Genomic DNA, 13794 nt, shown 5'->3' with positions numbered 1-13794 from the left:
GTGAGGGTTCGGGCGGAGTACGACACCCAAATTCTCGAGTGACATGATGCGCACTACTTTGGCCGAACCCTCATCCGGCCCTTCGGGCCGCCCTCCGGTCGCCGGAGGGCGACCGTCGATCCCGGAGGGAGAAGGGCAGGCAGGTGCTGCGGTTCGACACCAATCGCGTACAGAAAACAGCGGGCCCGGACATGCGTCCGGACCCTCCTGCACATCGCTTGCCGAGGGCGACGTCAGAGTTGTCTGCAAAACTGGGCATCCTGCCGCCGTTTGCAAACAAACGGTCGCGGCATAGCCGCGCCACCTTTGTCACGACGAGCACTTGCGTGCTCGTCGCGGCGGCACATCCCTGTGCCGGAGCGGTTTTTCAAACCGCTCAAAAATCGAAATGCACGGTGGCCATGTAGCGGCGGCCGCTGTCGTATTTGCCGGCGAGCAGATTCTTGGTGCCGAGGTACTCGAAGTAGGTCTCGTCGAGCAGGTTCATCGCGTTGACGGTGACCGACCATTGGCGGTTGAGGCGCCAGGTCGCCGACGCGTCCAGCTCGGCATAGGAGTCGACCGATGCCGGCGGCGCGCCCGCGACATAGCCGCCAGCGAGGTAGTGGCTGCGCCAGCCGTAGGTGATGCGCGCACTGAACGGGCCCTTCTCGTAGTACGGGCTGATATTGATCGCGTTCTTCGAGTTGTACGGCAGGTCCTGTCCGCTCTTGGTGTTTGCGTCGGTGATTGTGTAGTTCGCGGACAAGCCGAAGCCGGTGTCGCCGAACGGCTGCTGGTAGCTAAGGGTCAGGCCCTTGACCTTGGCCTTGCCGCCGTTGAGCGGACGCAGCACGCTGTAGTCGCAGAAGCCGTTCGCGTCGCAGTTGCCGAGGTGGCCGTCGACGTAGATGCGCTGGTAAGTCGCCGGATCGGTCGTGTGCATCGAGTTGAACTGGCGCTCGATGTGCGAATCGGTCGTGATGTAGTTCAGCACGTTCTTGTAGAACACCGACGCGGCCAACACCGACTGCTCGGCGAAGTACCACTCCAGCGACACGTTGAAGTTGATCGACTTGTACGGGTCGAGGTTCGCGTTGCCGCCGGAGCCGGTCAGCACGGTGTCGTTGAGGAACGTGTTGTGCACTTCCTGGTTGTACGGCGCCCAGGCGATGACTTCGGCGGCGGCGCCGCGCAATATGAGGTCGGGGGCAAGGTCGTAGGCGACGTTGAACGACGGCAGCACGTTGTTGTGCGAGACGTTCACCGTCTGGTAGCTGCCGGCCGGCGGCGGATAGCTCGGCGCGCCGCTGTAGCTGTAGCCGGAGCTGTCGATCTCGGTGCGCACGAAGCGCAGGCCGACGTTGCCGCGCAGCGCTTCGGTGCCGAAGTTGCCCTGCACGTAGGCCGCGTCGGACTTCTGCGTGATCGCATATGAGTTGTTGAGGAACGACCCGGCGTCCGGCGTGGTGCCGAGCGGGCTGCCGAGCACCCAGTTCCGCACATTGTCAAAGCTGGTCTGCACGTGGTGCTGTTGGTCGCTGGACCAGCCGTCGAAGCCGGACAGGATGTCGGTCAGGCCGTTGTAGCCGATCGTCGCGAGATTGCCGGTGCGCACGCCGCCGAAGATGTAGAGGGTGCGATCCTCGTCGTGCTTGGCGTAGCGCACGCCGGCGAGCAACTGGTTGAAGAAGCCGTCGAAGTCCTTGCTGAAGTCGAGCTGGGCGTAGGTGTCCTTCGCGTTCGCCGGCCATTTCGCGTAGTTGCCGCCCCAGCCGCCGCCCGGCGTGTCGCCGTCATGCCAGTTGGCCGGATTGGCTGCCGCCGACGGGCTGTCGAACTTGATGCCGCTGTTCACGTTCCACGTATAGCCGCCGTTGTAGTACGGCTCGATGAAGGCCTGCGAGTTGTCCTTGTTGTCGGCCTTGCTCTGCCCGATCGCGCCGCCGAGGCGCCAGCCGTCACCCTTGTAGAGGCCGTTGAGGTCGAGTCCCTTGGTGGTGACGGTGGACGTGCGCACCTGGTTGTCGATGTAGGTGTTGACCGCGCCGTTGCCGCCGTTCGCGGGCAAGCCGGGGCAGGTCGGCGTGTCGTTGCCGCAGGAATGGCCACTGGTGACCAGGCCGTTCACCGCCGAGGACAGGCCGGTGATGTTCTGCGGCGTCTGCGTGGTGAAGCCGTACATCGACTGGTTGAAGTTGTTGAAGTTCTCGCGGACGTACAGGCCGTTGAGGCCGATCTCGAACTGGTCGCTCGGCTTCCACTGCAGGTTGATCGTCGCGCTGTTGCGCTTGCGCGTCTGCTGGAAGTACGCCGCGTTGATTTCCTGCGGAATGACGTCGGTCGGCTTCAATTGGCCCGAAGCGATGGCGGCCGCGACTGCGGGGCTCGCGGACGCCAGGCTCGACACCGGGCTGTAGCCGAACGTTTCGATGCCCTGACGATCGACCTTCTCCTCATAGTGCTGCGCGGATACGGCGACGCCGAACGTGCTGTCGGCATTCTTCCAGCTGTACAGCGCCGACGCGTTCGGCTTGGTCGCGTCGGACTGGTCGCCGTAGGTCGCGCCGAGCGACGCGCTGAACGTGTTCGCGTCGAGGTCGAGCGGATTGCGCGTGTGCATGATCACGGTGCCGCCGATGCTGCCCTCGGGCAGGCGCGCCTCGGGGCTCTTGTAGACCTCGAGCTTGCCGAGGATCTCCGGCGCCAGCAGCGTGTAGTCGAAGCCACGGTTCGGCTGCTCGCCGTACAGCCAGTTGGTCTGCGCGACCGGGTGGCCATCGAGGAAGGACAGGTTCAGGCTCGGATCGGTGCCATCGATGCTGACGCGCTCGCCCTGACCGAAGCGGCGGTCGATCGTGACGCCCGGAATCTGCGACATCGCCTCGGCGACGTTCGTGCTCGGGAACTTGCCGATGTCCTCGGCGGTGATCGCGTCGACGACTGCGTTCGCATCGCGCTTGGTCTCCAGCGAGCGCTTCAGGCTCTCGCGGATGCCGTGCACGACCACGGTTTCCATCTGCTGGCTTTCCGTGCCGGAGGTGTCCTGCGCCGCCGCTGCATCGGGCGCAGCCGCATCGCCGGCCTGCACGGCGCCGACGAAACCGAATGCGGCGAGGATGCTCGCCGCAAGAATCGTTCTCGGGTACTTCATGATCTTTCCCCTCCTCAAGTAATGGGCCGAGGACGTATCCGCTGCACGTCGCTCGTCAGCTCGTATGGATCCCTAGGTCGATACAACTCCAGTCATCTCGTGAGCGCCCGCGCGCTCGGGTCCGAGTCGCGGGCGAAATACCAGCTGGCCGCGCCGATCACGCCTAGTTGGGCGTGATCGACCAGGCGTACGGGCGTGCGTGCGAGCGCCTCGCGCATCGCGCCCTTGTCCAGGAAGCGCTCGACGAACGTGCTGCGCATCAACAGATCCCTGATCTGCGGCAACACGCCGCCAGCGAGATAGATGCCGCCCTGCGCGCCGTACAGCAGGGCGAGGTCGCCCAGCACGCCGCCGAACCAGCCGCAGAACACCTCGACGGTTTCCAGCGCGAGCGGATCGGAGCCGGCAAGCGCCGCGGCGCTGATCTGCGCGGGCGTCATCGGCATGGCCGCTGCGCCGTGCAGTGCACGGATCGCCGCGTGCAGATTCATCAGGCCGGTGCCGGAGAGCACGTGCTCGATCAGCACGCGCGAGCCGCGCCGGCGCAGCTCGCGCAGCACATCGATCTCGAAATCGGTATTCGGCGCCAAGGTCGCCTGCCCCGCTTCGGTGGCGAGGATGAGCGGATGATCGCCATGCGGAATGCGCACCGCGGCGCCGAGACCGGTGCCGGGGCCGACCACCAACACCGGACCCTGTGGCGCGATGGACGGTCCGCTCAGCAGCGTGGTGTCGGCCATATCGACATGGCCGATCGCATGCGCGACGGCCTCGAAATCGTTGACGATCGCAAGATCGCGCACGCCGAGCGCGGCACGCAGGCCGGAAATCGACACCGCCCACGGCAGGTTCACGTTGACCACGGCGTCGTCGACGACATAGCCGGCGATCGCAAGGGCGACACGGTCGACCGGCACCTGCGCGACGCTCTGGCGGAACTCGCCGATGATCGCGGCCAGGCTGGGAAAGTCCGCGCAGGCGTACTTGCGGTAATGCGAGATCGAAAAGCGGCCGTTGCGATCCGCGCCTGCGCCGATCAGTCCGACGCGCGCATGCGTGCCGCCGACGTCCGCTGCGATCAGCGGTACGTCCTGTCCACGCGGCAGGATTTGCTGGCGGCTGGTGCCCATTCCTTCCCTCGTCGCTGCAAGCGCCCCGCGCCCGCAACACTTGTGCGGACACGACGCGGCGCAGTCTCGACACGTCTGACAACGTTGTCAATGTGCACTGCAAAATGACCAGGCCTGGCCTCGAGCCTATAGTCTGGCTCTGCCACGGATGCAGCGCGTCGAGCCGGAACACCTATGGAAACCCGCTTCAAATAGGCAGATGGCTGTTCCGGCGGCGGCATGCCGCGTAAATGACAACGTTGATACGAATTCGCACCGAACCGGCGCCGCAAGCGCGTCGCCGCGGACCCGCACCGCAAGGGGAGTCGCTGATGCAAGCCGCCGTCGCCGCCACGTCGAGAACCCGGGACTACCGCACGCCGATGCTGATCATCGGCCTGCTGTTCTTCATCTTCGGCTTCGTGACCTGGCTCAACGGGCCATTGATCCAGTTCGTCGAGCTCGCGTTCGAGCTGAACACGGTCAACGCGTTCCTCGTGTTGATGGTGTTCTATCTCTCGTATTTCTTCCTCGCGCTGCCGGCGTCGGCGATCCTGCGTCGCACCGGCATGAAGCGCGGCATGGCGATCGGCTTGCTGGTGATGGCGGCCGGCGCGCTCGTGTTCGGCGAATTCGTGGTGCGGCGCTGGTATCCGGGCGCGTTGGCCGGCCTGTTCGTGATCGGCGCCGGACTCGCGCTGCTGCAGACCGCGGCGAATCCGTACATCAGCATCCTCGGACCGATCGAGAGTGCGGCGCAGCGCATCGCGTTCATGGGCATCTGCAACAAGGTCGCCGGCATCCTTGCGCCGCTCGTGCTCGGTACGCTGGTGCTGCATGGCATGGGCGACCTGAAGACGCAGGTGCAGGCCGCCGACCCGCTGACGCGCGCCGCGCTGCTCGACGCGTTCGCCGCGCGCATCCACATTCCGTATCTGGTGATGGCTGCCGTGCTCGGCCTGCTCGGCGTCTGGATCGCGCGCTCGCCGCTGCCGGAAGTCCGTCCCGCCGAAGCGAATCGCGCGAGCGCCGACACGCGCTTCCACCGCGACAGCCTGTTCGCGTTCCCGCACCTGTGGCTCGGCGCGCTTTGCCTGTTCGTCTACGTCGGCGTCGAGGTCATGGCCGGTGACGCGATCGGCACGTACGGCCGCGGCTTCGGCCTGCCGCCGGACGAGACCAAGTTCTTCACCTCGTTCACGCTGACCGCGATGCTGGTCGGCTATGTGGCGGGTCTGCTGACGATTCCGCGTTTCATCTCGCAGTCACGCTATCTCGCGCTGTCGGCCATGCTCGGCGGGCTGCTCTCGATCGGCGCCTACCTCAGCCACGGCTACGTGTCGGTCGGCTTCGTCGCCGCGCTCGGTTTCGCCAACGCGATGATGTGGCCGGCGATCTTCCCGCTCGCGATCGCCGGACTCGGCCGCTTCACCGAGATCGGCTCGGCGCTGCTGATCATGGGCATCGCCGGTGGCGCGATCATTCCGCAGAGCTTCGCCTTGCTTCGCGAAAGCCACGACTTCCAGCTCGTGTTCGTGGCGATCATGCTGCCGTGCTACCTGTACATCCTGTTCTATGCGCTGCGCGGGCACCGCGCAGGCATGGCGCACGCCGGATGAGACGGCGTCACCCGCGTGCAGGAGACGTCGGCTACGATGGTGCGAAACCCGGAAGGCAGGCCCAGGTGAACCGACCCACGATCAAGGATGTCGCGCGACGCGCGAACGTGTCGCTGAAGACGGTCTCGCGCGTCATCAACAACGAAACCTCAGTGCGTGACGACACGCGCGATCGCGTGCAGCGCGCGATCGACGAGCTCAACTACGCACCGGACCAGGCAGCGCGCAACCTGCGCAGCGCGACGTCGCACGCGATCGGACTGGTCTATGACAACCCGAACCCGTACTACGTGATCAGCGTGCAGAACGGCGTGCTCGCGGCCTGCCACGACCAGGGCTTCGGCCTGCAGATCCATCCCTGCGATTCGACGGTGCCCGATCTCGCCGACGAACTGCGCGACCTCGTGCAGCGCACGCGCCTGGCCGGACTCGTGCTCGCGCCGCCGATGTCCGAGCGCATGGAACTGATCCGCTATCTCGCCGCCAACGGCATTCGCTTCGTACGCATCATCTCGGCCGCCGAGGACCCCGACGACGGCTACCCGTGCGTGTATGTCGACGACCGCGACGCGGCCTATGACATCACCGAACACCTGATCCAGCTCGGCCACCAGCGCATCGGTTTCCTCTGGGGCGGTGCAGCACACCGCTCGAGTCCGGAGCGCTTCAAGGGCTACGAGAGCGCGCTGAAGGACTACGACATCCCGCTCGACAAGAAGCTGGTGATTCCGGGCGACTATTCGTTCGATGACGGTTTCCGCGGCGCGCGCCGGCTGTTCGCGCTGCGCGACCGGCCGACCGCGATCTTCGGTTCGAACGACGAGATCGCCGCCGGCGTGCTCGCCGCGGCCAAGGCGAACGGCATCGACGTACCCTACGAACTCTCGATCGCCGGCTTCGAGGACAGCCCGTTCTCGAAGCAGTCGTGGCCGGCGCTGACCACCGCGAAGCAGGCCACCGAAGACATCGCGCGCCACGCGGCGCTGCGCCTGATCGCCGAATTGAAGCCGTCCGGCAGCGGTGTCGCACCGGTCAACCGCGGCTTCAGCCCGCAGCTGGTGATCCGCGACTCGACCGCGCGTGCGCACAAGCCGGCGACGTGAACACTCCGAGCAACACATGACCCCACAGAATCCCGAGCGGCGCGCACCCGAATTGACGCGCATGTACCAGGAAATCCGCGAGTCGGCGCCGGCGATCGCGCGCCAGCTCGAAGCAAACCGCACCTGCATCGGCGAACTCGCCGCGGCGCTGCGTCGTGATCCGCCGCGCCTGGTCGCAACCGGCGCACGTGGAAGTTCGGACAACGCGGCGACGTTCGCGAAATACCTGTTCGAGACGCGGCTCGGCGTGACCACGACCTCAGCCGCGCCGTCGGTGCAGTCGATCTATGCAGCCGCGCAGGATCTCCGGGGCGCGCTGTTCCTGGCGATCTCGCAGTCGGGCAAGAGCCCTGATCTGGTCGGCCAGGCCGAGGCCGCGAAGCGCGCCGGCGCGAGAGTCGTCGCGATGGTCAACGTCGAGGATTCGCCGCTCGCGCACGCGGCCGAGTTCGTGGTGCCGCTGCGCGCAGGCCCGGAACTCAGCGTCGCTGCGACCAAGAGCTTCCTGTGCTCGTTGTCCGCGATCCTGCAGCTGGCCGCGGAATGGAAAGGCGACGCGGCGCTGCGCAACGCACTCGATGGTGTGCCGGCCGCACTCGAAGCCAGCTGGCCGCTGGACTGGTCGCCGCTCGTCGATGGACTCGTCGACGCGCAGAACCTGTTCGTGGTCGGCCGCGGACTCGGTCTCGCTGCCGCACAGGAAGTCGCGCTCAAGCTCAAGGAGACCTGTGGCCTGCACGCCGAGGCGTTCAGCGCGGCGGAAGTGCAGCACGGCCCGATGGCGCTGGTCGGCGCCGGCTTTCCGGTGCTGTTCTTCGCGCAGGCGGACGATACGCTCGAAAGTACGCTCGGCGTGGCCGCGAAGTTCCGCGCGCACGGCGCACGCGTCTGGGTCGCCGGCGACGACGCGGGCGATCACGCTCTGCCGCTCGCGCCGGATCTCGACCCGGCCTGCGCACCGCTGGTCGCGGTGCATCGCAGCTACGGCGCGATCAACGCGCTGGCGGTCCGACGCGACCGCGATCCGGACCAGCCGCCCCATCTCAACAAGGTCACCGAGACAATCTGATGGCGACCGCACTGATCAATGGCCGCGCGCTGACCGATACGGGGTTCCGCTACGATCTCGCTGTATTGATCGTTGGCGATTGCATCGTCGCGCTGGCCCCCGCGATCGATCCTCGCGTCCGCGCTGCGCAGGTTGTCGATCTCGCGGGGAACATGCTGTTGCCCGGCTTCATCGATTGCCAGGTCAACGGCGGCGGCGGCGTGCTGTTCAACGACGCGCCGACGGTCGAGACGATCCGGCGCATCGCGGGCGCCCATCGGCGCTTCGGCACGACCGGCTTCCTGCCGACCCTGATCAGCGACGACACCGACGTGATGCGCGCCGCGATCGCCGCGGTCGATGCCGCGATCGAGCAAGGCGTGCCCGGCGTGCTCGGCATCCATCTCGAAGGCCCCTACATCGCGCCGGCGCGACGCGGCGCGCACGACGCCTCAAAGTTCCGCGCGCTCGACGACACCGAACTCGAACGGGTCTGTTCGTTGCGCAACGGCAGGACCGTGCTGACGCTCGCGCCCGAGCGCGTGACACCGGAGCGGGTGCGTGCACTCGTCGCGCGCGGCGTGATCGTCTGCGCCGGCCACACGGCGGCGACCTACGACGAAACGCGCGCTGCGCTCGCCGCCGGCGTGCGCGGCTTCACACACCTCTACAACGCGATGTCGCCTTTGCAGGGACGCGAGCCCGGCGTCGTCGGCGCCGCACTCGAGGATCGCGAAACCTGGTGCGGCGTCATCGTCGACGGCCACCACGTGCATCCGGCCAGCTTGCGCGTCGCGCTCGCGGCGAAGCCGCGCGGCAAGCTGATGCTGGTCACCGATGCGATGCCGCCGGTCGGCTCCGACACGGATACCTACACGCTGGCCGGCGCAACGATCACCTGCCGCAACGGCCGCTGCGAGACGGCCGATGGCGTGCTCGCCGGTTCCGCGCTGGACATGGCGGGCGCGCTGCGCAACACGGTCGCATCGCTCGGCTTATCGCTGGACGAGGCGGCGCGCATGGCCTCGACGTACCCGGCCGAGTTTCTCGGCATCGCGCACAACCATGGCCGTATCGCGCCGGGATTCCGCGCGAACCTGGTCGAGCTCGATGCGGATTTCGCGGTCCGGCGCACCTGGATCGCCGGCGCCGCGTCCGCCTGATCCGCGCCGACACGCTTCGGGCCCACAGCGCAAGGCGGGCAGGTGCGACGAAGCGCCACTGTTCCCTTCGACGCATCCGGCCGCATCATCGGCCGGCACGCCACGTGCCCCGCACGACGTCGCCGCACCCGTTTCCGGAGATCACCATGCTTGGCAAGCTCATTGTCGTCGCGGCGTTCGCCGCGATCCTGTACAACCTCGGCGCCGGCCTGTACTACATGATGACCGACAAGGGCACGACCGATCGGACGCTGCATGCGCTGACGCGGCGCATCACGCTGTCGGTCGCGTTGATCATGTTGGTGATGGCCGGCATCTGGGCCGGCTGGATCCATCCGCACGGCGTCAACGGCTGAGTCGCCGATTCCCGCAGCCGGGATGGCGCACACCCTGTCCATGATGCGACGCCGCCGTCGACTCGCCGCAGAATTTTGCGCACGTGCATGGGTGTGCCTCGCGCTGCTGCTCATGGCCGCCTCGGCGAACGCAGCGGCGGACGGACTCGACGAACGTCTGGCTGCCTGCGCGGCCTGCCACGGCACGCACGGCGAAGGCGTCAGCGGCGCCGAATACGTTCCGCACCTCGCCGGCAAGCCGGCCGGCTATCTGCTCGAACAGCTGAAGAACTTCCGCGACGGTCGCCGCGTCAACGCGCAGATGACCTGGCTGGTGCAGTTCATGGACGACGCATACATGGAAGAGATCGCCGCGTTCTATGCGGCGCAGCCACCGCGCACGCGCGCTGCCGACACGGGCGCGTCCGATCTCACCGCCGCGATGCGCGCGACTGCGGAACAGCGGGTCACCCACGGCGATGCGGCGCGCAACGTACCCGCTTGCAGCGCCTGCCACGGTAGCGAGCTGAGCGGGCTCGAGCCCGGCATCCCGGCGCTGGTCGGACTGCCTGCGGAATACCTGATCGCACAGCTCGGCAATTGGCGCAACGGCATCCGCCACGCGACCGCGCCGGACTGCATGGGCGAGATTGCGCGCAGCCTCGCACCGGAGGACATCCGCGCGATCTCGGTCTGGCTGTCGCAGCAGTCGCATGCGGATGCGCAGCCTCCCGCACCCGCGGGCGCGTTCGTGCTGCCGCGCGCATGCGGAAACCTGCCGCATGCGGAGCCCGCGCGATGAGCCGGCGCTTCGGCGTTGCCTGGTTCGCGCTGGTGCCGTTGCTACTGGCCGCGCTCGCAGTCGGCGGCGTGCTGTTCCTGCGCCAGGGCGGTTTCGCGCCGTACCGCGTTCCGGCCGGTGCCACGCACCCGCTCACGGCGACACCGGAGCAGGTCGGGCGCGGTGAATACATCGCGCGGCTCGGCATTTGCGCCACCTGCCACACCACGCGCGGCGGCGTGCCGTTCACTGGCGGGCGCGCCTTCGCGACCGGCTACGGCACGATCCACAGCACGAACCTGACGCCGGATGCACAGACCGGACTCGGTGGCTGGTCGGTCGAGGAGTTCCGCCACACGATGCGCAACGGCGTCAGTCGCCACGGTGTGCTGTATCCGGTGTTTCCGTACGCGCATTTCGCATTGCTCCGCGATGACGATCTCGATGCGCTGTTCGCCTACCTGCAGCAGCTGCCGGCGACCGCGCGGGCGCCGACGCCAAACCGGCTCGAGTTCCCGGCAAGCTGGCGGCCCGCGCTGGTGGCTTGGCGCATGCTGCATTACCAGCCAGCAACGCCGGATGGCGGCGCCGGCGAGTCGCCGCAGCAGCGGCGCGGCCGTTATCTCGTCGATGGCCTCGGCCACTGCGCGATGTGCCACGGTGCGCGCCGTTCGATGGGCTCCCTGCCGGCCGCCGGCTATCTTGCCGGCGGACGCATTCCCGGCCTCGGCTGGTACGCGCCGCCGCTCGATGCGCAGCAACTGCGGCGCTATTCGACCGCGGAACTCGCGGACTACCTGCGCTCGGGCACTTCGCCGCATGGAACGGTCTATGGGCCGATGGCCGAGGTCGTCTATGGCAGCCTGCGCCATCTCACGCCGGACGATGCGCTCGCGATGGCAGTGTTCCTGAAGTCCGTGCCCGCGCATGTAGCGGTGCCGAACTCCGCTGAGCCGGCTGCCGGACCCAACAGGGATGCAGACAGCGGCGCGGACCTCTACAAGCGTCATTGCGAGGACTGCCACGCACGCGACGGGCGCGGCACGGACAAGGGTCCGCCGCTGGTCGATGCGGTCGCGGTCACTGCGCCGGATCCGGCGAACGCGGTGCGCATGATCCTGTACGGCGCGATGCCGCCGACGACCGCTGGCAATCCGCGCCCGCACTCGATGCCGCCGTTCGTGCAGCAGCTCGACTCCGCGGAAATCGCCGCAGTCGCGAACCACATCCGCATGACCTGGGGCGATCGGCACTCGAACCTATCCGCCGGCGACATCGACGCGCTGCACGGTATCGACGTCGACTGACGCCGACCTCACGCACAGGCCCTCTTCACCATGAATCCGCATATCGAGACCGGACTCGCGTTCCTGCTGTTCCTGCCCTGGTTCGCGATCCTCGGCGCGCTGTACTGCATGTTTCCGCGGCAGCCACGCACCGCACTGCGCGGACTCGCCGACGCCGCGGTGCTGATTGCGGCGGCAGTGTTGAGCATCGTCGCGATGCGCTGGGGAATCGGCGCGGCGGCCGGCAAGGGCGGCCACCTGTGGCCGCAGATTCTCGCGACCTTGCTCGCCTATGGGGTGTTTATGGCCGTCGTCTGCGTCGCGCTCGTGGTGCGTAGTCGGCTGTTGCGTCTGCAAAATCCATAGTCCCGATAGTATGGTCTGAATGCGGCAGCAGTCCCCGATCCCTCGACGGGTCGAACAGCGGAACTGCCATCGTTGCACCATTCGAACGCCCTCACGGCGACGCGCGATCGCCTCCGATTGCGTCGATACTGCGATGGGCAGTCGCCGCGCATCGCCTTGCTGGTGCCACGGATCTCGGCGTCGACCGATCCCGACTATCCCGGGGACGAGGTGTGGATCGAACTGCGCCTCGGCGGCAAGCGGCAACGGCTTGGCACGCACCGCTGGTACGAGGGCCTGCCCGATGTGATCGGCGCGCGGGATTATCTGGTCTGGGCCGGCGACCTGGACAGCGACGGCAAGCTCGACCTGCTGATCAACTGGTGCGACTACGACATCGGCCAGACGCTGTATCCGGAAGCGGAAACGAAGCCGGACCCGGATGCAGGTCGCGCATCCGGATCCGGATTGGGCGCAGGCTGCGCACCGTGCTGTCTGCTGCGATCAAGCCTCTCGAGGCTGACGGACCACGATCGCGGGCCGGTCGACAGCCCCGAGATCACTCACAGCGTGCAGCCTGTCGGCGGCGCGACGATTCGTGCCAGATTGAGCGTGCCGTTCCTGCCGGCGTTCGGGCCCCCGTTGAAACTGAAGGTCATGGTCGCGGAACTGCAGCTATGGAAGACCAGGCTCGCGGTGCCGACCTGGTTGGTCGCCGTGGTCGCCGCGTGATCGAACACGCCGCCGGTGGTGTCGTAGATGCCGATGTTGGTCAACGAACTGGTGCTCGGCGTCACCAGCGCCTGCAGCGTGTACCAGTGCTGGCCGGCGGGACCGCTGGCCGAACTGGCGTCGGCAAGGAACGTGTACCAGGCGGCGAACAGCACGCCCTGCACCGGGTTGATGTCGATCACCAGGCCTTGACCGCTGGTGGCAAAATCGGCCCAGGCGCCGGACAACAGGTAGTTCTTTCCGGCAGTGCCGTTATTGCCGGTCGCTCCACAGGTCACGTTCTGAAGCAAACGCGTAAGCGGAATGGTGCCGGTTCGGCCGCTGCCATCGGAGAACGTGTAGGCCAGTGTGCCGTGCATGCAGTCGCTGAGTTGGAGCGTGGCCTGCCCGACCGGCATGGTCTTGGTCGCCTGCGCAGTATCGAATTGGCCACCGTCGGTGAGATAGATCGGCAGCGTCGCGGAGGCACTGCCGCTGCTGACCTGACCCTGGATCGTGTACCAGCGCTGGCCGCCTGCCGCTGTCGTGTCGTAGGTGAACCAGCCGGCGAACACGTTGCCGGAGCCGGGACCGAACAAATCCGCGTCGGCCTCCAAGACGAAGCCTTGGCTGTTGGTGGCCGGATTGGCCCAGGTGCCGGTCAATCCCTGCTGGTCGAGGTTGACGCTCGCAGGCGGCGGCGGCGGACCTTGCACCGTGATGCTGCCGGTCATGCCGAGGTAGCCGTGATTGTCGCAGTGATAGGTGACCGTGCCGGGCTTGGTGAACGCGACCGTCGCGGTCCAGCTCGTATTAATGGGATTGCCGTTGCCGCCTTGGCCGTCGCAGCCCTGCGCGCAGCGGAACGAATTGTCGTCGGCGTGCGCATTGTGCGGTCCACCGGCGTTGGTCCAGGTCACCGTGTCGCCGACGTTGATGGTCAGGTTCGCCGGGTTGAACATCAGGATCGGAGTACCGCCGCCGTAGTAGCCGCCGGGCGAAGTGCCGCCGACGATGACCAGGTGGTCCATCGCCGACGCGGACGCGGCGAGCAGCAGCAACAGCCAGACTGGCCAGGTTCTTACATAGTGCGATCGCATAGGTACCTCCTGCCGATCGGCATTTCACACACCGGCCGTTCGAGGGTGTCGACCTGCGCGT

Annotated in this window: 11 protein-coding genes; 8 read left to right on the top strand and 3 right to left on the bottom strand. The window is 67.1% G+C overall.

The annotated features are described in order from the left end of the window. Positions 1–376 precede the first annotated feature (376 nt). Together ABD002_RS12345 and glk are read right to left on the bottom strand one after the other, a co-directional pair. Complete coding sequence (locus ABD002_RS12345; RefSeq protein WP_343791513.1) at positions 377–3133, bottom strand: TonB-dependent receptor; 2757 nt, start codon at positions 3131–3133, stop codon at positions 377–379. Positions 3134–3225: 92 nt separating this feature from the next. Next, positions 3226–4263 carry a glucokinase gene (gene glk / locus ABD002_RS12340; protein ID WP_343791512.1) on the bottom strand — a complete coding sequence of 346 codons (1038 nt, stop codon included), beginning with the start codon at positions 4261–4263 and terminating at the stop codon, positions 3226–3228. A gap of 311 nt (positions 4264–4574) precedes the next feature. On the opposite strand from glk, the gene ABD002_RS12335 reads away from it, so the two are divergent. The 8 genes from ABD002_RS12335 (at position 4575) to ABD002_RS12300 (ending at position 11943) form a co-directional block, all read left to right on the top strand. Then, positions 4575–5861, top strand: coding sequence for a sugar MFS transporter (locus ABD002_RS12335; protein ID WP_343791510.1), 1287 nt, complete (start codon positions 4575–4577; stop codon positions 5859–5861). 65 nt (positions 5862–5926) lie between these two features. Further along, a complete protein-coding gene (locus tag ABD002_RS12330) occupies positions 5927–6964 on the top strand; it encodes a LacI family DNA-binding transcriptional regulator (RefSeq protein ID WP_343791508.1) in 1038 nt (345 codons plus the stop codon). A gap of 16 nt (positions 6965–6980) precedes the next feature. Beyond that, positions 6981–8033, top strand: a complete 1053-nt coding sequence (locus ABD002_RS12325; RefSeq protein WP_343791506.1) for an SIS domain-containing protein — start codon at positions 6981–6983, stop codon at positions 8031–8033. Next, positions 8033–9175, top strand: coding sequence for an N-acetylglucosamine-6-phosphate deacetylase (gene nagA, locus ABD002_RS12320; RefSeq protein WP_343791504.1), 1143 nt, complete (start codon positions 8033–8035; stop codon positions 9173–9175). Before ABD002_RS12325 ends, nagA begins: the two co-directional genes overlap by 1 nt. A 146-nt stretch (positions 9176–9321) precedes the next feature. Next, entirely contained in the window at positions 9322–9531 is a 210-nt protein-coding gene (locus ABD002_RS12315) for a twin transmembrane helix small protein (protein WP_343791502.1), read from the top strand. A 43-nt stretch (positions 9532–9574) separates the two neighbouring features. Beyond that, positions 9575–10312 carry a c-type cytochrome gene (locus tag ABD002_RS12310; protein ID WP_343791500.1) on the top strand — a complete coding sequence of 246 codons (738 nt, stop codon included), beginning with the start codon at positions 9575–9577 and terminating at the stop codon, positions 10310–10312. Then, positions 10309–11598: a c-type cytochrome gene (locus ABD002_RS12305; RefSeq protein ID WP_343791493.1), complete on the top strand. Its 1290-nt coding sequence runs from the start codon at positions 10309–10311 to the stop codon at positions 11596–11598. The genes ABD002_RS12310 and ABD002_RS12305 overlap by 4 nt, the downstream gene beginning before the upstream one ends. A gap of 30 nt (positions 11599–11628) precedes the next feature. After that, complete coding sequence (locus tag ABD002_RS12300; RefSeq protein WP_343791491.1) at positions 11629–11943, top strand: hypothetical protein; 315 nt, start codon at positions 11629–11631, stop codon at positions 11941–11943. A 542-nt stretch (positions 11944–12485) separates the two neighbouring features. Here ABD002_RS12300 and ABD002_RS12295 read toward each other — a convergent pair. Then, complete coding sequence (locus tag ABD002_RS12295) at positions 12486–13733, bottom strand: cupredoxin domain-containing protein (RefSeq protein WP_343791489.1); 1248 nt, start codon at positions 13731–13733, stop codon at positions 12486–12488. Positions 13734–13794: the final 61 nt, after the last annotated feature.

It is taken from the genome of Dokdonella soli, from assembly GCF_039523175.1.
In the GTDB taxonomy this organism is placed as follows: Bacteria; Pseudomonadota; Gammaproteobacteria; order Xanthomonadales; family Rhodanobacteraceae; genus Dokdonella_A; species Dokdonella_A soli.
Note: the sequence above shows the minus strand (reverse complement) of the source record. Positions and strands in the feature narration are given on the sequence as shown.